Genomic DNA, 24055 nt, shown 5'->3' on the forward strand with positions numbered 1-24055 from the left:
AAGTCGTCCAGCCAACCACCGACGTACACACCGAAGGCGAGGACACCGCCCCCGGGGGGGCGGTCGAGACCAGATGGACCACAAGAACCTCATCGGCCACGACGGCGCCGTCCACGAGGGCCTGCTCAACAGCCACACCGGCTTCATGATTGACGTGGCCTGCGACGCGGGCCGGTACTCGGTCGTCCACCACTACGAGAAGCTCGACCCGGCGCGCGTCACCGACGCTCCCCTGTCCTGTCCTGCGTGCGTCGTCGCGAACTCCCCCGCAACCGCACAGCTGCACCGCGGACGCATCGCCCACCGGTACGCCGAAGACGTCCTCGCCCTCGCCGACACCCGCGGATGCCCGCCCGCCCGAGACGACGAAGGGCTCCGACTGGCCTTTGTGGCACTGGCGACAGAGAACCCGCCGCCCCCGTCCCTGTACGCGCTGATCAGGGAGCACGTGACGGACATGCTGACTGATCGCGCCCTGGCCGTGCCGGAAGGGGTCCCGCAGGTCCTCGTGCCCTACAAGCGGTACACCGGCGGCACAGTCCAGGCCCCCGTCGGCCCTGGGGACCGCCTCATGCACTACAGCGCCGCGGGCGGCTACTTCCAGTACGTCTGGGTCGATGGGCTCGAAGAGTCTGCGGACGGAATCGTCGTCACGGTCCACGAGAAGGACCGGCATCCGGTCACGTACTCGGCGCGCGAGGTCAGCCAGTGGTACTCGAAGCTCGACCGGGCGGCACCGCTGCCGACGAGCGGTGGGTGAGCGAAGCTGAAGGATGCGGCCTGCCCTCAACCAGTCCTGGGCAGGCCGGGCAGGCACCGCCACCGCTGATCCCGCCCCCCACCCGCAGGTGTGCGCCGGGATAGAGCTTCTCCCTCGCAGCCAGGTCCCCACCGCGATGGCGTCGGCCAGTTCAGGTCTTCTCACCCCCGGCCCGCGCGGGGCTCCCCTCGTCCCCCAGCACCACCGCAGCGGATGCGCCCCATCACCGTCCGGCCGCCCAACTGAGCCTCTCTTGCCGCGATGCTGCGCCGCGCCGTCGTCTCGCCACCGCATCACCCGACTCCGGAAGCGCCCACACCATGACCACCGACCGTCCGCACGTCTCCTACCTGGCCCCTTCTGATTCTGCCCGCCCCCAGCCCGGCCGGGCCAACGACGAGGAAGCCGACCGCTCCGAGAACGCGGTCCTGACCGCCTACCTCTTCCACCTGACGGCCAAGGGACACCGTGTCCTGCGGCACCGCGTCGTCACGGATCCCGTCCTGGCGTCCACCGACCTCTTCGACGCGACTGCCGGAGAGGTGGTGATGGCCTGTCACCGATCGCACTACGGCGCGCTCATCGCCGCGTACGGAGTGATCAGCGACTGCGCGCGGCTCTTCTCCCCCGCCCGCCGCGCACTGCTGTTCACCGCCGAGCCGGGCCCGGTCGCCAAGGAGTTCCTGTCCCACCACAAGATCATCGCGATCTGGCCCGAGGGCGAGTCCTTCGTCCGCGCGGACCCGGCAGCCGAGACAGACGGGGCGTGAACCGCCAGAGCTTCGGGCCGCCGTCGACGAGAGCCGAGGAACGCGCCTGGCGCGCGGCCGGTCTCCTCGTCGACGTCGCGGGACGCGCACTGCCGGCCACGGGCCCGCCCTGCGGCTTCTGCGACGGCGAGGACATCGGCGACACCTGCCCGGCATCCCTGACCTGCCCCACATGCAAAGCCACTCCCAGACAAAGGTGCCGCCGGCCGAGCGGCCACACCGCCGAGCAGTGGCACCGCAGCCGTGTCCAAGCCGCCGACCTGGAAGACCAGCGCCGCGAGAAAGACGGCGACACCACCCTGCCCGCCCGCTGGGCCGACACCCCGCTGGCGCCGACCCCATCACGAGGAACACCATGACCACCGACCACACCCACAACAGCGCCACGGCCACGCCGCCCGGCGCCCCGGACCGGCCGCGTACGGCCGGAGCCTTCACACCCCGCATCACCCCCGCCCAGTGCCGCGCCCTCCTCGCCGGGGCCCGGGACCCGATCGGACTGCTGCCCAAGTCCGTCAACCTGCGGACCCTGGCGTCCCTCGCCGACGTCGGCTACGTCGGCCTGGATCAGAGCCGCGACGTCCTTCGTGGACAGAAGGCGACGCGGGACGCGCTGGACGTCTGGGGCGGTGCTCTGACCGAGGACGGCTGGCAGCGGGCCCGCGCCGAGGGCGCGGGCCGGTTCCGGATCGTCGTCGTCGGCTGCGGCAAGGCCAAGCAGGACCGCCGCGTGACCGCCGGCGCGATGTACGTCGGCACCTTTCACGGCTCCTGCCGGGAGACGGCCAAAGCCCTGCTCCAGAATGGCGGCCGCCAGTACATCCTTTCTGCCGCCCACGGGCTCCTGGACCTGTCCACGGAGATCGACCCGTACGACATCACCGTGGGCGACCCCGGCAGCGTCAGCGCGGACTTCGTGCAGGCGCAGGTCCGGGAACGCGGCATCGAGTCGGCGGAGGTGACGGTACTGGCCGGCAGCAAGTACGTGGCCCTCGCCCGGCAGTCCTGGCCGGGCCTTGAGGCGCCGCTCGCCGGAGCCGGTGGCATCGGGGAGATGAAGCAACGCCTCTCCCAGATCCGTCTCGCCGCGCGGGCCGAAACCGGGCAGGAGCGGTGAGCGCGCCGCTCGGGCCCGCTCCGACGCGGTGGGAAGCCATGGCTGCCGGCAGCGCCGAGGGCTGGGCTCAGCGGTGGAGCGGCGGTGTGCCGACGTGGGTTCATACGTCGCAGGGCGGCTTTGACCGGCGTCGCTACGAGGTGGTCGAGCTGGCGGAGGCACCCGCCCGGGAGTACATCCAGGCGAACCACTACCTGTCGGGGTGGCCGCCGGCGGTCCACCGGTTCGGGCTGGTGGACCTCGAGGCAGCAGGGGGCGACGACGGCCAGGTGGTCGACGGCCAACTGCTGGTGGGTGTCGTGGTCCTGGGTGTTCCGATGAGCCGCCGGGCTCTGACCAGGGTTTTCCCGTCGCTGGAGCCTTCTACGAATCGCCTGAGCATCGACCGACTCGTACCGTTCCCGGAGAGGCGCTCCAGTGAGGCGAGTCATCCACCCCTTATTGATGCACTGGCGCACCAGTGGGCACGCCCATCCCGAGTGCATGTCGAAGCTGCCCCGGTGACCAGTACATAGTGCGTCACGCTGGACGGCGGGCGGCGGGTGAGAGACCTGGCGATCCGCCCGCTCCCGTTCGGTTGTTGGGCATCGAGGAGGGCACCCACGACTCCCTCCTCGCAGCCGACGGCGAGTACGCCACCCTACGGCGAAAGCAGGCGCAGACCTACGCCGGCCAGCCCCAAGGGTGAACCCGCCTGCCGGCCGAGCCGCTTCATTCATCCGGCGAGAGCCCACCAGCCAGGGCTCTACGCTGATCACCGTGGCAGACATCAAGAACACCAAGGCGTTCAAGGCCCTCGCGACCCAGACGGAGGCCGAACTCCTCACCCGAGGACTGGACGTCGTCTCCGTCGCGGTAACCAACGTCCTCGCTCACAACGTGGCGATGGTGGCGGACCGGCTCGGGATCCAGCCCCGCTCAGCCCTGCGCTACATCGAGCCCTCCGCCGTGGCAGACCAGATCGCCAAGGCCAGCGCGGCAGACACCGACGGCGCCCACACCGTCCACGGCGTCCGGCCGGTCCGTGTCGACGACCGGACGGTCTTCATGCCGCGCTGGGGCTGCTCCCGCCCGCTCATGGCCTTGGCACAGGCCATCAAGTACGCCTCGAGCAACGGCGATTCCCGCACCGTGCAGCACGCAACGGACCTGATCTTCGAGATCGGCCTCGCCATCGGAGCCGACTCGGCGAGCGACAGCGCAGGCGTTCCGCTCGGACTGCTCGACGAAGCCGCCGACATCATCGAGCAGGTCGCGGGTCACATCGAGACCGATGGATGGAGCGTGTGTCCGTGCGGCGAGGAACACGGGCAGACCGAAGCCGACACCAGGGTCCCCGGGGTGATGCGCGGCGACGCCGAGCTCATCAGGAAGATCCGCGCCAAGGGCGACGCCTAGCGCGCCCACGTCAGAGCCTGGCGCTGTCGGGAACGGTCAGCGGCCGCCGTCGCGGGTGGCGATCATGTCGTTGAGGTTGCGGATCTGGCGCTGCTCGGCGTCCTCCACGAGCTCGCATCGCCAGTCGTAGTGGACCCGGTAGAGCGACTCGGTGGCCACCGGCACGGCGGAGCCGTCGAGGGGGACGGTGGCCAGGTGGACGCTCCCGCCGTACAGGGCCACGCAGGTCAGGACCGCACGCAGGTACTCGTGCCCGTGCTCCTCCAGGCCCACGGTGCCGTCCTTGTGGGCGTGCGCGACCTCGTGCAGCCCCACTGTGCGGGTCTCGTCGACGCCGGTGTAGGCCGGTGCCGGGTCGAAGACGTGGTGTGGGCACTGGCTCACGGAGGTGTCGCGGACGGCGACCGTGATGTTGATGTCGGTCCGTGAGCCCGCCGCCCCGGCGGTGTTGATGATGTCGAGGAGCCGGTCGCGGGTTGCCGCTGCCTGCGCGTCGATCGTGGTCCACAGCGGGCCGAGACGGTGGCTCTCCAGGTGGAGGTAGAGGCTGATCATCAGCTCCGCCTCGGCCTGGGTCATCGTGATCTCGGGCAGCAGGTCTTCCGGGTCGGCGGCCGGGCGCAGGGGGGAGGGCCGGAATGTCGGACTCGCCGTCTGCGTGCAGCTCAGCGGCAGGCCCTCGATGGAAGGCCGCACCGCGACCACGTCGGCAAGCTCAACCAGGCCGGTCGCCGGGTTCGCCCAGGTGCCGCGGAGCGCCGGCCGAGGCCGGTCGGTGTAGGTCTCCATGATGTGCATGCGGTACCAGGCCGGTGCGGCCTCGTCCCAAGACTTCCAAAGGATCTCGACGGTGGCGGGGTCCTCGGGACTGCAGTCGCCGAAGATCCACTGCACCTCCTCGAACGCGGCCGACGGGTCCTCGGGCGGAACCCACAGACCGAACTCGTTCCAGGCCCAGGGCGCGTCGCACTCCTCGCCACAGGACTGCGCCACCATCTGGAGATAGTTCCGACTCGTTTCTCGCAGGGCGACGGCGTCGTCGCCGGCTTCAGCGAGACGGGGCTGATCACTCACGGCAGCACTTCCCGGAGTCGAGGAGACGTGGCAGGCCAACGGGCCGCAGCCAGCCTACTGGCGTGCGGCAACCGTGCTGGCTGGGTTCTCGGAGTCTCCATCCGCACGCGGGAGGCATCTGTGTGCGCCAGGGCGCCCCCACCATCCGGCGCCTGCAGGGGCGGAGAGCGCTCAGCGGGCATCCCACCGAGGCGATGACAGCGGTACCAGCCTCACTGTCACCACGGTTCTGCGATACGACCACCCGGCTCGATCCCGAACCTGCTCAGTCGTTCACCCTCTTCGAAGCGCCCCCCACGCTTGAGCAGGTCTGCAGCCGCGATCAAAGACCTCCTATCGGCGGCCTCAGCTCCTCGCATATATGTAGTGAGAGCCGCTTCAATACGGCCCACCTCAACGAGCTCAGAGGCCGCTACGCGGAAAGCATCGGCAAACCCAGAATCCGCCAAGCCGCAGGCCCAACCGACGAGCCGATCGGCGCGTTCCGCCCAGTTTTGCCATTCGCGCTGATTAGCTACTAGCTCTTGTGCATGCCGATTGCCCGCCTCAGCTAGGCCATGCAACCAGGTCAAGGCTTCCTCGGCGCGGCGTTCCGCAGCCATGCGCCTTGCTGCTGTCCGAAGGCAGCCGAAGTTCCCGGCTTCTGCCGCGCGTTGGTAGAAACTTGTCGATTCATAGGTGCGGCCTGCGCAGTTCAAAGCTTCTGCGGTCTCTAGGAGGTCTTGACCATCCTCACGAGTATGCCTAACAGTTCGGCCAATCTGGATGATTCTCTCATTTGCTATCTGAAGAGCATCGACGTCGCCCGCTTTAACTGCCTTGTCATGAAGCATGTATGCTTCCTGTACTTGGCCACCCCACTTCATGTCATCCGCTGCTTGGCGCAGGCGCTGACTCTCGCCGGAGGTACTCACTCGCTCGTAGAAAGCGAGGGCCTCCGCGACACCCTCTCCACTTTCCTCGACTTTCCCTCTATAGAACTCGATCAGCTTCTCGTCGACTTGAGGTGCCTCTCTGAGCCTGTCCGCCGCCTCCGCGGCGTCGACGTTGCCGATCTTGGCCAATTCTTCCAGCCAGGTTATTGCTTCCTCCGTATGCCCTTCCCCTACGAGCCGGTGTTCCGCCATCGACATCGCGTAAATAGACAGATCTTTATCGCTGGACCTCTCGACTACTCGCTTATAGAAGGCCACAGCCTCCTCAATCCGGCCAACCCTGTCCAGCAAGTCCGCAGTGATTAGCATTGCTTCCGGATTGCCGACCGCTGTTGCACGGGCTGCCAGTTGGTAGGCATACCGATACAGGCCGCGCCTCTCAGCCTCGTGCGCGATTTGAGGTGTATCGCGGACCGCGGCATGGACTGTGAGTGCATCCCAAAGTTCAACCGGAACGCGAGCCGTGCGGCGGGCGGCCCGACCGTGTTCCTCTAGGTAGTCGGCGAGGCGGTAGTGCGGTTCCGTTGGAGTGGGGTGGCGAGGTCGGGGGCGGATACGGGTGATGGGTCCGCGGATGCCGTGGCAGGGCGAGGATGTATAGGTGAGGGCCTCATCCAGCCACTCCTCACCTAGGTTGTCCCACTCGGTGTCGGTGAGATAGCCGGACGCTGCTTCAGCAAGCAGCACGCGAGAGAGGGCGAGGCTGTGGCCGAGGCGGCGGGCGTCCATGGCGGCCTCGATCAGTGCCTTTGCCGCAGCGGGGGCGTTCTGATAGCGCTCCAGGAGGGCTGGGGCGCCGGCGAGGTACTGGGTGATACGGCCACCCTCTCCCCGGGCGAGGGCTTCAGCCAGTCTCGGGTCACTGAGAGCCTTGACCCGTAGCTCGTCGAGCGCGGTGCCTTCAAACGAATCGGCGACAGGAATGCCGGTACCCCTGAGCAGGGCGCGGGCCTGAGCATGGGGATCGTTTTGGCCCGGCGTGGGAGGCGTGGTGAGAGTGGCCCAATATTCAGGCCACACGGCGCCCAGGACGAGGACAGGTCCACGGTCTGGACTGCGCAACAACTCGCGAAAACCAGCGGCGACGCGGTCTCCGAGCTTGGACCCTGGGGTGAGAAGATAGTGCTGCGTTTCGTTGAGCCATACGACGGTGCAGGGTCCGATGGAGCCAAGCGCATCGACAACGGCGTCGGGGCGGTCCGGTTCGAGGGGGTGCCACAGTCGCCACTCGTCCGGCAAAGCCTGGACAGCTTCCCAGCAAGCGCGGGTCTTGCCTGTTGAGGATCCGCCGACAAGAACCGCGACTCTGCTTTGCCCGGCTGCCGCCTGTTCGACAACCCCGCGCAGCTGGACATCGTGTTCGCGCTCAATGTAAGCGGGGAGCGTCGGGAGATTCATTTCCATAACGGATTGTAATGGCTCGATTGCTGGGTGTACCTCCAGTGCGAACGGATCGGTCACCTCGGAGATCATCGGTCCCAACGGCTCTTGCGTTGGCTCCGAACCGCTCTTCGCAGAAGGCCGCCCACCGCGATCAGGGTGTGTCTCCTTCCAAGCTCGTTTACGCAGGTCCAGCCACCACTGCAGCGGCGGAACACGGTGTCCCTTCTGCTCCGCCTTGGCACGCAGGTACTCCAACAGGAAGCGAACAGGGAGTCCCTCGTTGGGTGTGCTCGTACCAGTGAGCCAATCGCCGATTGACGAGTTAGTCAGCCTCACCGGCGGTTTCTGCTGTTCGCCCTGGCGGATGAGCAACGCGTACGTCGGTTCCCCTGCCTGTTGGTAGAGCGTTTTCAGGTGCACGGCAAATGCGGTGGCGCTCATCTGCACTCCGCCCTGTTATATCCGGACCGGAGCTGAACCGGACTCCTTTCAAACATGGCTGACCAGCACGGATTCCTTCTATCAGCATGCGGGAGACCGCCGGAAACCGCACGGAGCGGTGTCTTCGGGACCACCACGCCCGGCGAGGAGGCGTGACGGTTCCGTAGGAGGCACTGAGATGACACACAAGAACCACTGGCCTGGCAGTGAACGCATGGCTATGGCACGCGCTGCTCTGGGTGGCATCCTGTCTGGCGTCGCTCGCGCTGTCGTGACCTGGTTGCTGGACCAGCTCATCCAGTAAAGGGTGTGACGTAGGGCGAGCGGCGGCGCCGGTCGGTGCCGCCGCTCGGCGGTGGCGGACACGAAATCTATGGGCGCGGCTGACGCCGGCTGGCGAGGTCTGGGACGCCCTCGCGTGCAGCCATCTGCTGTTCCAGGGCCGCGTGGGTCACCCGGCCATCCGGCGAGACGAGGATCGGCTGTCGCTCGCGCAGCCCGAGCGCCCGCTCGCGCTCCTCCAAGTCCTCCCAGTCGGGCACAGGCCGACTCCCTGCCGCATTGCCCCCGTCGCCCACCCAGAACAGACGCCATTCGTACGCCACTTGACTCCCTCAGCCGCAACACGACATGAGGCAACACAGCGCATGTCCACAGAACACCGCTATGCCCTGCCCGTTGGCCGTACTCGGGCCGAGCGGTCGAGGGCGGTCTTCGGCATGCCCGCACTCCCCTACCCGAAGGGGGTAGATGCCCGTCAACCCACCTAGGGTGTGTTGCGTATTCATGAATCAATGTGTAGTGTGGTTGTCGTGATCGAGCGACGTACCGCTCTCACGCACACCACCATCTTGGAACCTCACCCAGAGGAACGACCGTGGACACGTCCATCCCCGACCGCAAGGCTGCTCGCTTCACCGCAGCCGCGGAATCCGGCGTCAACATGAACCCCGCACGCGAGTGCACCCTCGCGGACCGCGCCGCATGGGCCCACGCGGCGCTGGAGGCCTACAACAGGCAGGCCCCCAAGGCCCTGTTGCCCGTTCCCAAGCTGGCCGAGCGCGTACGGCTCGGCGTCCTCGCGGCCGAGGCCATGGCCCAGATCGCCTTCAACATCCCCGACGACCGGGTCGTGGACGACCAGGAAAGCGCCGATCGCGTGATCGGAGATCTGGTCGCTCAGGTCTTCTGCCTGACGGACGGGCGGGTCACCGCCCATGAGCTCCACCAGGCCGCCGAGGGGCTGCGCAGCGAGGCGTACCCCGTGAAGCTCGATGTCCTGTGCGCCGTCGCCGCCGCCGGGGCCGAACGAGAGGCCGCCATGCTCGCGGCGCTCCTGGACGCGGCCGAGTCCTTCGGGTGCGACGTCCCCGGCATGGTCGACAGCGCTCGCAACTACTTCGAAGACCTCAAGGCAGAGGACGAGGAGGCCGAGGCGGCGCACGCCTGAGCCACCCCCGGGAGCGAGGAACTCGGCCCCGGCGGCCGCGCTCGCTCCCGGCTGGGTCGCCACGGAACACACCCGATGAAACTGATCATCCCCGCCTTCGACCAGCACTACCGCGTGTCCGCCACGGACTACAACTGGACCAACCCCGGAGAGATTCTCACCATCGGCACCGACGACGCCTTCGTCGGCCTCGACAGCCGCCGCTACACCACGCACGGCCGCGTCACCGCACTCGATGTCACCCGCGCCGACGTCAATGCCAAGATCATCAGCCTCCTCACCCAAGACGGCTTCTACGTGCCCGGACGTGAGCGGCAGAGCACCGAGACCCGCAGGCGCATGGGCGAAGTCTTCGGCCTGGCCCGCGGCTTCGAGGTCGGCACCGTCATCGGCCTTCACCGCGGCCGGCCCCGCCGCCACGACGCCCCCCGAACTGACCCGCTGGGCGCGGTCCATCCGCCAGCGCCCGCCGCCCCCAGGAAGGGCCCCATGGACACCATGCCCCCGAACACCCGTACTCAGCAGCACTGGTACCTCGCCACCCTCGGTCACGAGGCGCTGTTGCGGGAGCTCGCCCCGCTGGATCTCCCCGCCTCCGCCACCCACGATCCGCTCACCCTCGCCGGACGGTGCCTGATCGCCGACCCGATCGGCTACCCCGAAGCCCATCGAGCCGCAGAACGGGTCCTGGCCCCGCTGCGCACCGCCCAGACGTTCACCACCACCGTCCCGGACGAGGACAACGCCCTGGAGCACACCGGCGTCGTGCCGGTCCTTGAGGAGCGCCAGGCCGGAGCCGTCACCGGCTGGTACGCCGAACTCCTCCTCTTCGAGCACAGCTCGCTGCTCAACAAGGCCGCCTACCGCCTGTCCCGGATGCCCGGAGACCCGACCTGGATCATCGACAGCGACTTCCAGCGCAGCGGCCACCCCGGGATGCTGCGGCCCTTCGGCTCCCGGCGCCCGGGCAGCAAGCGGACACTCCTGCCGCCGTTCGTCGCCGAGCTCGACCGCCTCATCGCGCAGGGGCCGGAGAGCGCGGCGTGACCCTGTACGGCATCCCGCCCGCCGGACTGCGCCGCGCCATGGCGCCCGAAAGCGGGCGGGACCACGCCCACGCCATCGCAGACGCCGCGCACGCCTGGTGGACATCCAACCGCGGGGGCACCGGCGACCGGGCCATCGCGGTCGGCACCCTGGCCGCGCTCGCCCTCTGCGCGCCCTCACGACCGGACGGCCCCGACTACGGCCCGCTCCTGCTCCCCCTCGACGACGAACAGCTCGTCGACACCCTTCGAGCGGGATGGAACTCGTTCTGGACCTACGACCCGGACCTGACCGAGGCCGCCCGCCCGCTCCACGACTGGCTCTCCCAGCCCACCGACAGCGACGTCCGCGGCCTGGCCGACTACGCCCGGATCCTCGTGCGCGCAGGGCTGCTGGAGTACTGCTCCGACACCGCCCGCGCCGAGTCCGACGATGTCCTCGGCCTGCTCATCACCCGGATGCGCAGCTACAGCGAACGGCAGTCGACCGGCGAGTTCTTCACTCCGGCGGCGGCTGCCAACAACGTCGGCGACATCCTTCTCTCCACCGACCGCAGGCCCGGCGATCTGCTCCTCGAACCCGCGGCTGGGACCGGCACGATGACCCGGGCCGCCGCTGCCACGATGCGGTACTTCGGCGCCGACCCCGCCGAGTACCGCTGGTGGCTGAACGACCTCGACCCACTCAACGCCGCGTGCTGCGCCGTGAACGCGCAGCTCTGGAGGCTCGGCCAGCACGTGACCGTCTCCTGCGGCGACGCCCTGAAGCATCCCCGGCTTCTGGAGCAGGCCGTACAAGGGCGCGCCGAGCGGGCGAGCGCCGAGCAGAAGGCCCGGCCGGTGCTGTACCCCACCACGACCCGCCCGCCGTTCTGGCCGTGGCAGTTCGTTCCACCCTCCTGACCCGGCGCGGCCGCGGCCGGCCGCTGCTCACCTCCTCATCCCTGCACGAAACGGAGCCCTCTCATGGCCATCAACACCACACCGCCGCCCGCCATCGCCACCTTGGTCCCCGACTCCGAGGGACACGGGACGGTCCTGCGGATCGTCTACGCCCACCACCTGGACGGCGAGTCCCTGGCCCTCCAGCTCTTCCACCGGTACGTCCACCGCTTGCAGGCCGGCACCCAGCTCCCGGACGAGATCACCCGCGCCGAGGTGATGGCCCTCCTCGGCGAACAGGGCGCGGACTGTGCCGAGGGCTGGCACTCCTCTGCGAACGAGCCCACCGAGGAGGCCTCGGACGAGGCGTGGCAGTGGGTCCGCGCGCAGGTGAACCGCCTGTTCCCCGGCCTGTCCTGGAAGGTCGAGCCCGACCGGCGCGTGAACATCCCTGGTGTCGACGCCGACAAGGTCGCAGACATCGTGATCCGGGCACGCCCCCTGGCATCGGACGTGACCCGCCCCGCGACCATGTTCGATCCCACGCTCACCTACTACGCGGACGGAACGCACGTGGTCATGCGGGCCCGGGGGACGGAACGCTCCGGGCACACCTTCGGCATGGCGGAGGGCGCCGCCCCGTACGCCTTCCAGGCCGTGCGGTGGGATGACGGCGGCGCTGACCTCATCGCCCCGCACGTGCTGCATCGTGTCGAGAACCAGACCCAGGACGGCGCGGCTTAGGCGACCGCAGGGGCCGGCGTGCGGAGGGCCGCGCCGCCGCTCCTGGGCTTCTCCGGCGACCAGGTTCGCCGAAAGGGAAGACGCAACGGGGCAGGGTGGTCAGGTACTTGTGAGACCCGGCCCAGGAAATGAATGTTGCGTATCTCCATTCCAGTATGTATTGTGGTTGTCATGAGGGCGGGAAGCCGCCCGACACCAAGCCAATTCCGAAGGAGCCGCTTCGCGCGGCTCGCCCTGGCCGTGGCGCTCCCCTCGGCGGCCGGGGCCGCGAGGCCCGGACCGACACCCCCCGTCCAGTCCGGGCCTCGCCCCCTCGCCAAGGCCCCAAGGAGACGACGTGACCATACGGACGAACACGGCCTCAGCCCTGAACAGGGCTCCGGCGTATCGCCTCCAGCTTGTCTTCGATGCCGGGCCCACGATGTCAATGTGGAGGCCGCTGCTGCGGGAGCTGCGCCAGTCCCTCGCCCGGAGCGGCCCTTTCCAGAGTGTGACGGTGGCCGTTCTCAAGGCCGATGGCACGCTGCGAGGGCGACAAGGCGAGGACGACCGACTGGTGACCCTCGTGCTCAGCGACTGCTCCGGCCCTCAGTGGCACCCCGGCCCCGCCGGTGAACGCTGGTACAAGACTCTACGCAGCTGGGCGCGTGTGCGCCCGGTGGCGGTGGTTCAGCCGCTGCCGGAGCGCATGTGGCAGCGCACGGCGCTGCCCGGGACGCCCGGTAGCATCTACGCCCCGGCCGCCGGAGCCGCCAACTCCGAACTGCGCTTCACGGCGTACGACAGTGCGCCCGACACGGGGGCGGACAGCATCCCTGTGCCGGTTCTGGAACCCGCCTCTCCCTGGCTGGAGAACTGGTTCGCGCTCCTCGGCAGCGGCGGTACCAAGGTCCCGGCGGCGGTCGCCTTCATTCCGCCCGCACTTCCGGCCGAAGGGACCGCCTCTCTGGCGGGGCTCACTGCTGAGGAACTGGTCCTCCGCTTCCGCGCCACCGCTTCCCCCGAAGCGTTCCGTCTCGCGGGGTACTTGGCGGCAGGCGTCCCCCACTTGCCGGTGATGCAGTTGGTGCACCGCTCGATCGGGACGGCTCCGTGTCCGAGCCACCTGGCCGAGGTGATTCTGAGCGGCCTGCTCCGTGCCGTCCCCGGTCGCCCCGGTACTTACGCATTCCGAGAAGACGTTGCCTCCGTGCTGCTGCGCACAGTGCCGCGTTCCTCGCTCGCTCGCACGGTGGCTCTGCTGCGGCAAGCTGAGCCGTCGATGCGGCGCGCCCTGGTGAGCGCGGAGGCTTCGCGACTCGTCGGCTAGGGGCGCGGTCTCCGCATCCACACGTCGGCGTCACCGTTCGCCGCCCCCTTCTCCCCCCAGCACCGCCTGGGGCCGAACAATCCTCTGTTACCTCCTTCTCTTCACCCGCTGTGTTCGGGGCGCTGCGCGTGAATCGCCCGTCCCGACATCAAGCCAGCCGCTCATCTTCGGTGCCCCGCGTTGCCCTACGTGCCCTTGCATCCGGGCGCGCGGCCACTGTCAGACCCTTAAGAGAGGATCACCCTCATGACGACTCTTCCCGCCGCTCAGGCGCAGTCTGCCGTGTCCAACCGCATCGAGTACGAGGCCGCGCTCCAGCTCCTGCGCGAGGCCTCGCAGGCGTACTACGGTGACGGCGACAGCGTCCTGGACGACGCCTCGTACGATCAGCTCCGACGGTCGGTGCAGGCCTGGGAGGAGGAGAACCCCGCCGAGGTCTCCCCGGACTCCCCCACCGGGCTCGTCGCCGACGGTGCAGCGCCCGTCGGCGACGTTGCGCACACCACTCGCCTCCTGAGCCTGGACAACGTCTTCGACGCCGAGGGCCTGGTGGCATGGGGCGCCTCGGTCCAGCGCCGTCTGGGCCGCGCGCCGCAGGGCGGGTTCACCGTGGAGCCGAAGATCGACGGTGCTGCCGTGGCCGCTCGGTATCGCGACGGCCGTCTCGTGCAGATCATCACCCGCGGTGACGGCAGTCACGGCGAGGACATCAGCCACGTCATCGGACAGATCGACGGCCTCCCCGAGCGTCTGGCCGAGCCTGTCACCGTCGAGGTCCGCGGCGAGGTCGCCTTCACCCAGGAGCAGTTCGAGAAGGCGAACGAGGTCCGTGCCGCTCACAATGCGCAGGTCTTCGCCAACCCCCGCAACGGCACGGCCGGGACGCTGAGGGCGAAGGACCGGACGTACCGGCTCCAGATGACGTTCTGGGCCTACGGCGCGGTCGGCCTGGACGGCGTATCGTTCCTGCCCGCCGGAGCGACGCACGCCGAGACCCTGGCCGTCGTGACCGCAGCTGGTATCCAGACGACCGCGGACTCCCCGGCCGGGCTCCACGTCGTCGCCGACCTGGCCGCGGCACAGGAGCGGGTTGACGCGATCGCCGCCATGCGTGCGGACCTGCCCGTCGGAATCGACGGGGTGGTGATCAAGATGAACGACACGGGAGAGCAGACGGCGGCCGGGTTCGGCTCCCGCTTCCCTCATTGGGCCATCGCGGTCAAGCTCCCCGCGGTCGAACGACAGACCGTCCTGGAGGACGTCGTGTGGGAGGTCGGCCGCACCGGGGTCCTCGCGCCGACCGCGATCCTCGCCTCGGTGGAGATCGACGGCTCCAACGTCACCCGGGCCACCCTCCACAACCCCGCCGACATTCGCCGCCGCGACCTCCACATCGGCGACACCGTGACGGTCTACAAGGCCGGCGACATCATCCCCCGGGTGCAGGGGGCCGTGGTCCAGCTGCGTCCGGAGGGGGCACGGGAGGTGCCGCTTCCCGAGGTCTGCCCGAACTGTGGTGGCGAGATCAACAAGGCGCAGGAGCGGTGGCGGTGCGCGAAGGGCACCGCGTGCGCACTCCCGGCACTGATTGAGTACGCCGCGCAGCGCGAGATGCTCGACATCGACGGCCTCGGCAAGACCTACGTGGCGGCCCTGGTCGCGTCCGGCTACGTCACCGACGTCGCCGATCTGTTCACCTTGACCGCCGAGCAGCTCACCGAGGCTTCCAAGAGCGCCAAGCGGGCCGCCAAGCTCGCCGAGCAGATCGAGGCCGCCAAGGCGCTCCCTCTCAGCCGGGTCTTCTGCGCACTGGGCGTGCTCGGCACAGGGCGCAGCATGTCCCGCCGTATCGCCCGGCACTTCGGGACCATGGACGCCATCCGTCAGGCCGACGCTGCCGCTCTGCAGGGCGTCGAGGGCATCGGCCCCGAGAAGGCCCCGGTCATCGTCGAGCAGGTCGCCGCCCTGGCCCCGGTCATCGACAAACTGATCGCAGCGGGCGTCAACATGACCGAGCTCCAGGAGGCGTCGGCTGCGGAGAGTGCAGGTCCGCTGGCCGGCAAGGTCGTGGTGGTCACCGGGAAGATGAGCGGGCGGCTGGAGGCCTACGGGCGGTCCGAGATGAACGCCCTGATCGAGAAGGCCGGCGGCCGCGCGGGCAGCAGCGTCAGCGCGAAGACGTCCGTCCTCGTCGCCGCGCCGTCCACCGGGGGCAAGCCGAGCTCGAAGGCAGTCAAGGCGGCCGAGCTCGGCGTTACGGTCCTCGCCCCCGAGGACTTCGCTGAGCTGGTCGCCGACTACCTGGCCTGACGCAAGGGGACCGGGGCGGGCGTCGCACGGTAAGCGCGGCCCCGCCTCGCCACCTGCGCGGCCCAGCGCACCGAACGGCCGGGCCAGGACGTGTGCTCGCTGCCCGGGCACCGGCCAGGCTCGGCCCTCCACTCCGTTCTGTGTTGTGTATTTGTGCTTCAATGTGTACTGTCATGTCATCGCCTGGTGCTCGGCACCCGCGACCTCTCCCCAACTCCCCCGCGTCCAAGTAGGGATGACATGCACTCGAACATGCCCGACCTGTCGGACTCCGAGCTTCTGGCGATCGGGGCTCGGGCCACCAAGCGGACCCCGGTCAAGCCCAGCGATCTCCTCATCCTCAGCGAGCTCCAGCTGAGGCTCTACCGGGAGTTGCACGCCGCTGCCGGACGGCTGGTGCGGCCGCCGGTTCCGGCCAACCTCCCACCGGCCTCCGCGACCCGGGTACGGGGCGCCATCGACGAAGTCCTCGCCGAGGAAGAGGAGATGGCCGTCTTCCGGCAGATGTACGACCACTTGGCGAACGCGGCACTCAGTGACCAGCGGGTGGCGGATCAGTTGCTGGCGCTCTCCAGCGGCCAGCACGGCCCGGGCGGGGCGTTCCTCAAGCGCATGCTGCGGTTCGCTGCGGCCGACGCGTACCCGAACACGGTGCAGATGCTCGTCGTCGACTTCTTGAAGAGTGCGGATGCTCAGACGCTTCGCGCGGTTCTGGCCCAGCTCGCGGGCATGGAGTGGGTGCTCGATCCGGACGACAAGCACCAGCGGATGATCATTGACCCGCCGAACGTCGTCGTGGACGACGTCGACGCCGAGGATCGCCGGTTCCGCGAGCTAGGGATGCGCCCCGGTGAAGCCACCCCGGGCCGGAGTCTCGCACGCTCGGACAACGCGGCCTGGGAGACTCCCGACGAGCACCGCATCCGTACCTGGCGGCGCCGGTACGTGGAGGCTCACAGGCAGAGTCTCGACTGGGCTCGTGCGAAGGCGGAGGTGTACCGCCGGGAACGCGAGCGGCTGGCGCCCTACGGGCATCCGGACGGCCTGGAGGCGGCCGTGGTGACGCAGCTGCGGCAGGAAGCCGACCGGGCCTCCTCCGCCCGCCTCTTCCAGATCGACGACTCCCTCGGCCAGATGGCACTGCGCCGCGTGGTGCGGCGGGCGGAGAAGAGAACGACCCCGTTCGATCCCGCCCACCTCCCCGCCTCGCGTGGGATGCTGTTCCTCGACACCCCCCTCGCACTGCCCAACGGCCGACGCATCGTCGGCTACGTGTGGGGCCCGTGGTCGCCTCCGACGGAAGAGGGCTGGTTCCTTCTGCGGCCCGACCGGCACCTGGAGCCGGTGGAGCCTCCGCACGATGACGCCCCCTGGACGTGGGTCACTGCGCTGACGTGCGACGAGTCCCTACTGAAGCTGCCGTTCTCTCCGTACGAGACCCTCCTGGCGCGCCCGGGCGAGATCCTGGATCCCGAGACCCGTCTTCGCGACCCGGACAACCCTGAGCGGTACCGAAGCGGATCGGGCCGCCAGGGCGGGCAGGAGCTGATGCTCCGCCACGTGCGGGCGCTGTGGGAGCTGCTGACCCAGCACAAGAGGTCTACGGTGCGGGTCCTGGCCCATCAGGTCCACCAGCTGAAGCCCAGCAAGCGCGATGCCGACCGGCGGCGCGGCATCTCCGACTCCGGCCAGGTCGAGAACTGGTGGGTGGACCCGGACGCGGGCGAGCGCTTCCGGGAGCAGCAGCCGAGCCAGCCGCGCGAGGGCGGAACCGGCCGCACGCTGGCGGTCCGCTACTGGAGGGACGAGCACGAGCGCCAGCAGTGCCCGAACTCCCACCGGCACGCCGCCCTGGAGACCGAAAAGCCCGGTAGCTGCCCGCACTACGAAATCACCATCCCCGAGCACCCCGTAGGGCCCGCCGACGCTCCGTGGTCCGACCGGCTGCGCCGCGCTCGGCTCCGCCCCTCGGCGACGCCCCGGCGCGCCGCAAACACCTAGCAGTCCTCCTGTGGCCGGGCGGGCCCCGTCCCGCCCGGCCACAGGTTCCACGGCCCATGCACCAAGCCCGACATCCCGATCGTCTTCAGCCGAGGAGAGCCATGTCCGAAGACCTCCGTCCCCGCACCGTCCAGCACCGCCGTTGCCAGCCGCTGCACACCGTCTACGGGCTGGTGGCGCTGCTCGCCGGCTGCGGCCTCCTGCTGGAGCAGGCCGTCATGTGGCTGTACGTCGGCCCGCTCGGGACCCTTGTCGTCGAAACGCGCCGGCTCGCCCGGAGCCGGGCCTGCGCCGCCCTCCGCAGGCGGGACGAGCGCAAGACCGACCCGGCTCAAGCCCGCTGGGTGTGGAGCGCTGCCGCGGCCGGTCTGGACGCCACCCTGGTGGCGGGAGCCTTCGTTGTCTGCACCGTGCTGCTGCTCGGCCACGGTGACGAACTCGTCCCGCGCGGAAGGGCGGTGGACTACCTGGCCCTCGGCGCAGGGGCGGCGTTCGCCGGCGCGCATGCCCTCACTCACCGCATGTCAGCCCGAGACCCAAAGGCGCCGCAGTCCGAGGCGTAGCAAGTCCTCCTGTCGCACCGTGCCGGGCGATCGCCCGGCACGCCCTTCCCCTCAAGTCCTCGGAGAGACCGTCATGCTGCACTTCGACCCCGCCACTACGAGCGGCTCGGCCGTGGCGTCCCTGTTCCGCGTGTGGTGCTCCCTGCGCGATGCCGGTTGCGGGCACCGGCCGAACGCCGCGGAACTGGCCGGCGCCGTGGAGGAGATGTTCGCCGGCCTCGGCCTGGACCCGGCCGGCCCCCCTGCGCAGGTCGAGCCGACCGGCACGGGAGAGGTGTTCACGGTGTTCGGACTGCGTTACGACCGCGCCGACGCGCTACTGGTCGCTGGTGTCATTCCGGGCGAGCACGCCGCGGCCGCTGTCGAACTGGACGGCGACGAGCTCGACTTCTCCCGGTGGATCGACACCTTCCGCGCTGAGTCCGGGGATGCGGCCGCCATGGCCGCGCGAGCGCAGGTCGAAAGCGGGGACTGCTGAGACGCCCCACACTGCGTGTTGCGTATTCATGTTTCAATGTGTAATGTGATTGCACGTCGGGTCCGGTGGCACCGCCCCAGACCTCGACCACTTCCTTCCTTCCTCCAGCTCAGGAGACGACTGTGCCCACCCGTGTCGTGACCCGCACCCCGGACCGCCGCGTGCCCAACCAGCGCGGCCTCCAGACCCGTCAGAAGCTGATGGACGCGACGATCGAACTCCTCGCCACCCGGTCCTACCGCGACATCAAGGTGATGGACATCGCCCAGGCAGTGGGCACGTCGCCCGCGACGTTCTACCAGTACTTCCCCGACATCGAGGGCGTCGTCCTCGAAGCGTCCCGCCTCCTGGTCGAGGAGACGAACGCGGCGCTCGACGGCTTCAAGGACGGCTCCTGGTCCTCGGACGGACTGTCCGGCGCCACCCGGCTCGTCGACGCCGTACTCGACGGCTGGAGCGATCACCTCCCGGTCATGCGCGTGCTGACCGCCGTCGCAGCCGAGCGGGACCCCCGCTTCGTCAAGGCGTACTTCGCGGCCACCAGGCCCGTCGTCCGGGCCCTGACGGCGGCCGCCCAGACGACCACGCCCAACGGCGAGGGCAAGGAACTGGTCCACGCCCTCGTTTCCGGCCTGACCGCCGCCGCCGGACACGAGAACGCCGGAAGCGTCCAGGGGCTGACCAAGCGCCAGCGGCGCCGGGGACTCGCCCGCCTTGTCCACGCCGCTGTGACCACCGCCGCCGCCTAGAACCCACGCTCCACCACCAGCCCGGCCGCAACCCAGGGGGGAACACCTTGATCCAGCCAGCCTCTCTCGCCATCGGCTTCGGCCTCGGCGTCCTCAGCGTCCTGATCCGCGCCCTTGCTCTTCGCATCCGGCCGCGCCGCCCCCCACTCCCCCTCTCGGTCGCCTCGCCGAGCCCCGAACTCGCCACCGCCCTGTCTCTGGCCGTCGCCGAGCGGTACCCGAACCTCGGAGGGTTCGACTACGCCACCGTCAGCGTCTTCGAACGCGACTCACCAGAGAACACGGTGCACCTCTGCCCCGCGCGCGGCCCCCACCGGGGCGCCATACGCCTCGATCCCAGCGATCCAGGCAGCCCTGGCGGCAGGGCCGCCCGGCTGCTGGCCGAGATGAGCCTGCCTCATGTCGGCGTCCTGGTCATCCCGCTCGGCCCGCGCTGACCCGGCTCTCCCCGCCCCGGCTCGCTCCGGGGCGGCGTCCGAGCGGCCTCCATGGCTGCCGGCCACTGCAAGCCGTCCCTTCCCATCACCGATCCGCGACCCGTCAGCGAGGAACCGTGACCACCCCTCCCCGCCAGATGTTCAAGTACGGAGGCTGGCTGTTCGACACCGACCGGGCCATGCGCCTCCTGGAGGAGCACCCCCGGGCCGTCGAACAGACCTCCGTAGCCGACTGGTCGGCCGCCTACCACCTGAGCCTGCTCAGGCCGGACTACGACGGCCCGTCCTGGTGCCCGGTCTTCGGACCGGACCAGTCCCACTTCAGCGTCGAACACGCCATGCGCACCGACCTCGACGAGCCGGTGATCATCGCCACCCTGGAGTTCGACAGCGGCCCGGCTCGCCTGCTGATCGACGGAGTGCACCGCATGTACCGGGCGACGGTCGAAGGCCGCCCGACGCTCCCCGCCCACGTTCTGAGCATCGCCGAGACCGCGACGATCCGCGTGCACTGACGCCACCCTCTTCCACCCTCGGGAGTCCCCTTGACCTCCATCGGCACCGCCCGTCATTTCCAGCCCCACGGCACGCCCGGCCACGTATGCCGCGACCACAACCGGGCGGTCCTGGCCCCGGCCGTCGCCGTCGAGGCCCTCCGCCAGGGCCTGGGGCCCGACCTGACCGACGCCCAGCTCGACCGCTGCGCGGAGGTCGCCGAGCGCAACCCTCTGTCCGACACCTCCCGCGCAGCCGTCCGTACCGCTCTGGAGCCCGCGCTGTCCGTGCGCAACTCCCCGGCGACCGTGCACCACCGGCTGTTCACCCTCCCGCCCGGACACCCGCTGCGCATCCGCGTCGGCGACACCGAGTACTTCCTGGTCCCCATCCCCATCACCCTGTGACCTTCCGTCCGCCCCAGCGAGCGGGCGGCCGGAAACCAACACCCCTCACCAGCGCGTCCGGCCCCGGCCGGACGCGTTTTGGCATGATCCCCCTCGACCGAGATCCGGTACCTGACAAGGGGGAACCATGTCCGTGCGCCTGCGCCACGCCCTTCCGACCGTGCTCCTGGCCGGCGCGGTCCTGATCTCCGGCTGCGCCAACTCCGACAGCGACCCCAAGGCCGATGGCAAGCCGACGAACAGCGCCCCGGGGGCCCGGCCTTCGCCCTCCACGGTGCTGCCGGACGGCATCGTGAGGCCGGGAACCGCGCTGCCGGTCGGCGACGGGGCGTGGACGGTGACGCTGCAGGGCTTCGAGCGGCTGCCGGCCGAGGCCGTGCCCGGCGTGCCGGCCGGCTCAAGCGCGTACACGGCGCGGGTGACCGTGGCCAACCAGCGAGCGCAGGTCGCGACCGCGCCGCGAACAGCCGTCACCGCCCGCTACGGCACCCTCGGGCGCACGGCTGCCGAGGCCACCGACGCCAGCACAGCCTCCGCCGAGGACGAACCGCAGCAGGTGCGCCCCAACGGGTCCGTCGACAGGGACCTGAAGCTGGTGCTTCCCGACCAGGCCGAGGGCCTGCCGGTCACGGTGACCGTGGAAGCGACCGAGGAGGGGCTGGCTGAGCCGGAGCTGCTGTTCTTCGAAGGCGCCCTGCCGGGCGGTGCAGCCGCCTCCCCGGATCCGCAGGCACCGCAGGGCGCGCCGGCCGGGCAGTCGGTCACACCGCTGGGGCAGTGGAACGGCCACGTGCGCGTGGGCAAGGTGACGGTGAGCGGCGAGGGCGCCTCGCGCACCGGGAGCCTGGAGCTCAGCGTGGTCAACCGCTCCGGCGACCCGATGCCCGGCCTGGGCACCACCCTGCGGATCCTGACCGGCCAGGACCTGCACCTGGCCGCCACCGTCCGTCCGGTGTACGGGTACCGCGACGCCGCGATCGCCCCGTACCGCACTGCCACACAGACCGTTTCCTTCCGCGTCCCGGAGACGGCCGTCGGCGGCCCGGTGACGATCGAGGCAGTCGACGCGGGCGGCTCCAAGGTCACCTTCGAGGGCACGATCGGCTGAAGGAGCCGACAAAAGTTCGGGCGGAGTGTCACACCGGCGGCCTGTGCCACACCTGTAGCAGGTGAACGGTGCCTTCTCCGACCCGAACAGGACTCCCTTACATGGCCCCTCGCCTCCTGGCCGCCGGCCTCGTGCTCGCCGGCGCGCTCGCCGCCTCCGCCTGCGGCCCGCTCACCGCTCCCGGCTCCACCGCCCAAGCCGCACCAGCTCACGGCCCAGCCGCGGTCGGCGGCGGAACGGCGCTGGCCCAGCTGAACGACCTGACGGTCCGGGCGCAGATCCCCCTCACCGGCTACAGCCGCGACGCCTTCGGACCGGCATGGAGCGATGCGGGCACGGTCGAGATGTCGGGGAATTCCTGTCCGACGCGTCAGGACGTCCTGGCCCGCGACCTGGACGACGTCGTACGGGCCGGGGACGGCTGCACCGTCCTGTCCGGCGTTCTCCACGACCGGTACACGGGCCGGACGATCGACTTCAAGCGCGGCCCCCGCACGTCCATGGCCGTACAGATCGACCACATCGTCCCCTTGGCCTTGGGGTGGCGCTCGGGGGCCCGGGAGCTGACCGCCGAGCAGAGGCTCAACTACGCGAACGACCCCGAAAATCTGATTGCTACCAGTGGTTCGACGAACGCCGGCAAGGGCGCCAAGGACGCGGCAACGTGGATGCCCCCGCAGGCCGAGGCCCACTGCTGGTACGCGACCGCGCAGGTTCGCGTGAAGACCAAGTACCGCCTGTCGGTCACGCCGGCGGAGAAGGCGGCCCTGCGCACCGCGCTGGAATCCTGCCCGGCCGAGGCGGGCCGGCGATGAGGCCGGCCGCACAGCCGCTGCCCTTCGGCGCCGACCGGGACCGGTGGACCCACGCCGTCCGTGAAGCCGCCCGGCTCCATCACGCCGTGCGCGCCGAGCTGGCCGGCCGGCACTCAGCCCCGGCCGCTGAGCGGGCCGCCATGGAGGCGCTGCTGCTGGTACGGGAGCGGACCCGAAGTGGGTGGCTGCGCTGGGACATCTTCGGGCCCAACCCCGCGGGTGTGCTGCGCGAGGCGGGCGTCTTCGACCCGGAGCAGCACCGGCTGGGGCGCTGGGTGTGCCGGAGCGTGTGGGGACGTCGCCCTCCCCAGTACATCTGGACACTGGGAGGCCTCGAGCTTCCCCGTCCCCTCCCTGTCGGCCGGACCGCGCTGTTCACCGTGGCCGCCTTCGCCGCTCTGGGCCCGGCGACCTCCCTGCTGCCAGCGGCCACAGGTCTCCTCGCGGCCGGCTCGGTCGGCGTGGCCGCGGCCGCCGGACTGCCCGCGGCCGTCCGGCGCCTCACCCGGCGCCGCGTGCGCGTGGTCGGGACGAGCGAGGCGTACGCAGCGGTCTTCTTCCGGCTGCTGGCCGACGAGCAGCGGATGCGCATGCTCGCCGAGCGCAGCGGGCGCTATGAGCTGACGCGCGCGGCGGCGGTGCTGCCACGGATGGTGTGGGACACGGCCGGGCTGGTGCCGCTGGCGGCGGACGACGTGGAAGCCCGCGACCTTCTCCTCGGATACGCGCAGTCGCTCGCGCTCCTGGTCGACCAGGCCGTCGAGGTCTTGCGGCAGGAGGAAGCGGTGGAGTCGGCGATCCGCGATGACCGCGCGGCCGCCGTGCCGGTCAGGCCCGCGCTGCCCGAAGGGCTGCTGCCCCGGCATCTGTTGGACGAAGCACGGCTGGAACTGGAGGAGCTCGGAGAGGGACTGCGCCATGCCCGGGAAATCCTGGGCGGGGCTCACGACGACGGAACTCAGCGTGTACGGAGCGGAGAAAGCGATGACTGAGCACGAGCAGACCGGCCGGCCCGTCCCGTGGCGGGAGGCGAACCCGGAGGCCTACGCCGAACTGAAGCGCACCTGGGGGGTGATCGGGCACAGCAGCGTCCTGATGGTGCTCAGCCTGAGCCTGATAGGCACGTCGCTGACGCTGGGCTACCTGCATTGGCCGGGCTGGCTGGAGACCTCCGCGCGCCTGGGCACCAGCGGCGCGGCGGTCTGCTGCGGCGCGGTCGGCCTGTGGCGGCTGGTCCGTGCCCTGTTCCGGTCGGTGCGGGCGGTCATCCGCACGCGCCGGCGCGGCGCCGAAGGCAAGGCGCAGGGGGAGACCGTCGAGGAGACCGTCGAGGAGTCCGTACCCGAGGCCGCGACGGCGGCGGGGTCGTCCTGAACGGGAAGG

General features: G+C 70.1%; 26 protein-coding genes. 23 read left to right on the plus strand and 3 right to left on the minus strand.

Annotated elements, in window-relative coordinates:
• Positions 1-73 precede the first annotated feature (73 nt).
• The 6 genes from ABZZ79_RS21975 to ABZZ79_RS22000 all read left to right on the plus strand — a co-directional run bounded on the left by ABZZ79_RS21975 (position 74) and on the right by ABZZ79_RS22000 (position 4045).
• The gene (locus tag ABZZ79_RS21975) at positions 74-760 is read left to right on the plus strand and encodes a hypothetical protein (RefSeq protein ID WP_356691203.1); all 687 of its coding nucleotides are present in this window, start codon (positions 74-76) and stop codon (positions 758-760) included.
• A 320-nt stretch (positions 761-1080) separates the two neighbouring features.
• The gene (locus ABZZ79_RS21980; RefSeq protein WP_031062127.1) at positions 1081-1530 is read left to right on the plus strand and encodes a hypothetical protein; all 450 of its coding nucleotides are present in this window, start codon (positions 1081-1083) and stop codon (positions 1528-1530) included.
• Positions 1527-1889 (plus strand): hypothetical protein, encoded by a 363-nt coding sequence (locus ABZZ79_RS21985; protein ID WP_356691205.1) that lies wholly within the window; start codon positions 1527-1529, stop codon positions 1887-1889. Before ABZZ79_RS21980 ends, ABZZ79_RS21985 begins: the two co-directional genes overlap by 4 nt.
• The gene (locus ABZZ79_RS21990; RefSeq protein ID WP_356691207.1) at positions 1886-2647 is read left to right on the plus strand and encodes a DUF6884 domain-containing protein; all 762 of its coding nucleotides are present in this window, start codon (positions 1886-1888) and stop codon (positions 2645-2647) included. The genes ABZZ79_RS21985 and ABZZ79_RS21990 overlap by 4 nt, the downstream gene beginning before the upstream one ends.
• Positions 2648-2685: 38 nt before the next feature.
• Positions 2686-3162, plus strand: a complete 477-nt coding sequence (locus tag ABZZ79_RS21995) for a hypothetical protein (protein WP_356691209.1) — start codon at positions 2686-2688, stop codon at positions 3160-3162.
• Between the two features lie 244 nt (positions 3163-3406).
• A complete protein-coding gene (locus tag ABZZ79_RS22000; RefSeq protein WP_356691211.1) occupies positions 3407-4045 on the plus strand; it encodes a hypothetical protein in 639 nt (212 codons plus the stop codon).
• A gap of 36 nt (positions 4046-4081) precedes the next feature.
• Here the strand turns inward: ABZZ79_RS22000 and ABZZ79_RS22005 are convergent, their stop codons facing one another.
• The 3 genes from ABZZ79_RS22005 to ABZZ79_RS22015 form a co-directional block, all read right to left on the minus strand.
• Positions 4082-5119 carry a hypothetical protein gene (locus ABZZ79_RS22005; protein ID WP_158824627.1) on the minus strand — a complete coding sequence of 346 codons (1038 nt, stop codon included), beginning with the start codon at positions 5117-5119 and terminating at the stop codon, positions 4082-4084.
• A 218-nt stretch (positions 5120-5337) separates the two neighbouring features.
• Positions 5338-7878, minus strand: a complete 2541-nt coding sequence (locus ABZZ79_RS22010) for a hypothetical protein (RefSeq protein WP_356691213.1) — start codon at positions 7876-7878, stop codon at positions 5338-5340.
• Between the two features lie 371 nt (positions 7879-8249).
• A complete protein-coding gene (locus tag ABZZ79_RS22015; RefSeq protein ID WP_356691215.1) occupies positions 8250-8420 on the minus strand; it encodes a hypothetical protein in 171 nt (56 codons plus the stop codon).
• A 335-nt stretch (positions 8421-8755) separates the two neighbouring features.
• Here ABZZ79_RS22015 and ABZZ79_RS22020 point away from each other — a divergent pair, with 335 nt between their 5' ends.
• From ABZZ79_RS22020 to ABZZ79_RS22100, 17 genes are all read left to right on the plus strand, one after another.
• Positions 8756-9328: a hypothetical protein gene (locus ABZZ79_RS22020; protein WP_030841726.1), complete on the plus strand. Its 573-nt coding sequence runs from the start codon at positions 8756-8758 to the stop codon at positions 9326-9328.
• Positions 9329-9403: 75 nt separating this feature from the next.
• Positions 9404-10375 (plus strand): hypothetical protein, encoded by a 972-nt coding sequence (locus tag ABZZ79_RS22025; protein ID WP_319656418.1) that lies wholly within the window; start codon positions 9404-9406, stop codon positions 10373-10375.
• The gene (locus tag ABZZ79_RS22030) at positions 10372-11277 is read left to right on the plus strand and encodes an N-6 DNA methylase (protein WP_356691218.1); all 906 of its coding nucleotides are present in this window, start codon (positions 10372-10374) and stop codon (positions 11275-11277) included. The genes ABZZ79_RS22025 and ABZZ79_RS22030 overlap by 4 nt, the downstream gene beginning before the upstream one ends.
• Positions 11278-11340: 63 nt before the next feature.
• Positions 11341-12000, plus strand: a complete 660-nt coding sequence (locus ABZZ79_RS22035; RefSeq protein WP_030841712.1) for a hypothetical protein — start codon at positions 11341-11343, stop codon at positions 11998-12000.
• 337 nt (positions 12001-12337) lie between these two features.
• Entirely contained in the window at positions 12338-13309 is a 972-nt protein-coding gene (locus ABZZ79_RS22040) for an SAV_2336 N-terminal domain-related protein (protein WP_319656420.1), read from the plus strand.
• Between the two features lie 246 nt (positions 13310-13555).
• Complete coding sequence (gene ligA, locus ABZZ79_RS22045) at positions 13556-15619, plus strand: NAD-dependent DNA ligase LigA (protein WP_319656421.1); 2064 nt, start codon at positions 13556-13558, stop codon at positions 15617-15619.
• 240 nt (positions 15620-15859) lie between these two features.
• Positions 15860-17620 carry a hypothetical protein gene (locus tag ABZZ79_RS22050; protein WP_030841704.1) on the plus strand — a complete coding sequence of 587 codons (1761 nt, stop codon included), beginning with the start codon at positions 15860-15862 and terminating at the stop codon, positions 17618-17620.
• 101 nt (positions 17621-17721) lie between these two features.
• Positions 17722-18183: a hypothetical protein gene (locus ABZZ79_RS22055; protein ID WP_356691221.1), complete on the plus strand. Its 462-nt coding sequence runs from the start codon at positions 17722-17724 to the stop codon at positions 18181-18183.
• A gap of 73 nt (positions 18184-18256) precedes the next feature.
• Complete coding sequence (locus ABZZ79_RS22060) at positions 18257-18661, plus strand: hypothetical protein (protein ID WP_030841697.1); 405 nt, start codon at positions 18257-18259, stop codon at positions 18659-18661.
• Positions 18662-18783: 122 nt separating this feature from the next.
• Positions 18784-19410 carry a TetR/AcrR family transcriptional regulator gene (locus tag ABZZ79_RS22065; RefSeq protein WP_030841693.1) on the plus strand — a complete coding sequence of 209 codons (627 nt, stop codon included), beginning with the start codon at positions 18784-18786 and terminating at the stop codon, positions 19408-19410.
• A 47-nt stretch (positions 19411-19457) separates the two neighbouring features.
• The gene (locus ABZZ79_RS22070) at positions 19458-19847 is read left to right on the plus strand and encodes a hypothetical protein (protein WP_030841690.1); all 390 of its coding nucleotides are present in this window, start codon (positions 19458-19460) and stop codon (positions 19845-19847) included.
• 116 nt (positions 19848-19963) lie between these two features.
• Positions 19964-20362 (plus strand): hypothetical protein, encoded by a 399-nt coding sequence (locus ABZZ79_RS22075; protein WP_158756504.1) that lies wholly within the window; start codon positions 19964-19966, stop codon positions 20360-20362.
• Between the two features lie 30 nt (positions 20363-20392).
• Positions 20393-20749, plus strand: a complete 357-nt coding sequence (locus ABZZ79_RS22080; RefSeq protein WP_030841684.1) for a hypothetical protein — start codon at positions 20393-20395, stop codon at positions 20747-20749.
• A 127-nt stretch (positions 20750-20876) separates the two neighbouring features.
• On the plus strand, positions 20877-21857 hold the full coding sequence (locus ABZZ79_RS22085) for a hypothetical protein (protein WP_319656424.1): 981 nt from the start codon (positions 20877-20879) through the stop codon (positions 21855-21857).
• A gap of 101 nt (positions 21858-21958) precedes the next feature.
• On the plus strand, positions 21959-22672 hold the full coding sequence (locus tag ABZZ79_RS22090; RefSeq protein WP_319656425.1) for an HNH endonuclease family protein: 714 nt from the start codon (positions 21959-21961) through the stop codon (positions 22670-22672).
• Complete coding sequence (locus tag ABZZ79_RS22095; RefSeq protein ID WP_319656426.1) at positions 22669-23664, plus strand: hypothetical protein; 996 nt, start codon at positions 22669-22671, stop codon at positions 23662-23664. Before ABZZ79_RS22090 ends, ABZZ79_RS22095 begins: the two co-directional genes overlap by 4 nt.
• Positions 23657-24046, plus strand: coding sequence for a hypothetical protein (locus tag ABZZ79_RS22100; RefSeq protein WP_319656427.1), 390 nt, complete (start codon positions 23657-23659; stop codon positions 24044-24046). The genes ABZZ79_RS22095 and ABZZ79_RS22100 overlap by 8 nt, the downstream gene beginning before the upstream one ends.
• The last annotated feature ends 9 nt before the right edge of the window (positions 24047-24055 follow it).

It is taken from the genome of Streptomyces sp. NPDC006458, from assembly GCF_040612135.1.
Classification (GTDB): domain Bacteria; phylum Actinomycetota; class Actinomycetes; order Streptomycetales; family Streptomycetaceae; genus Streptomyces.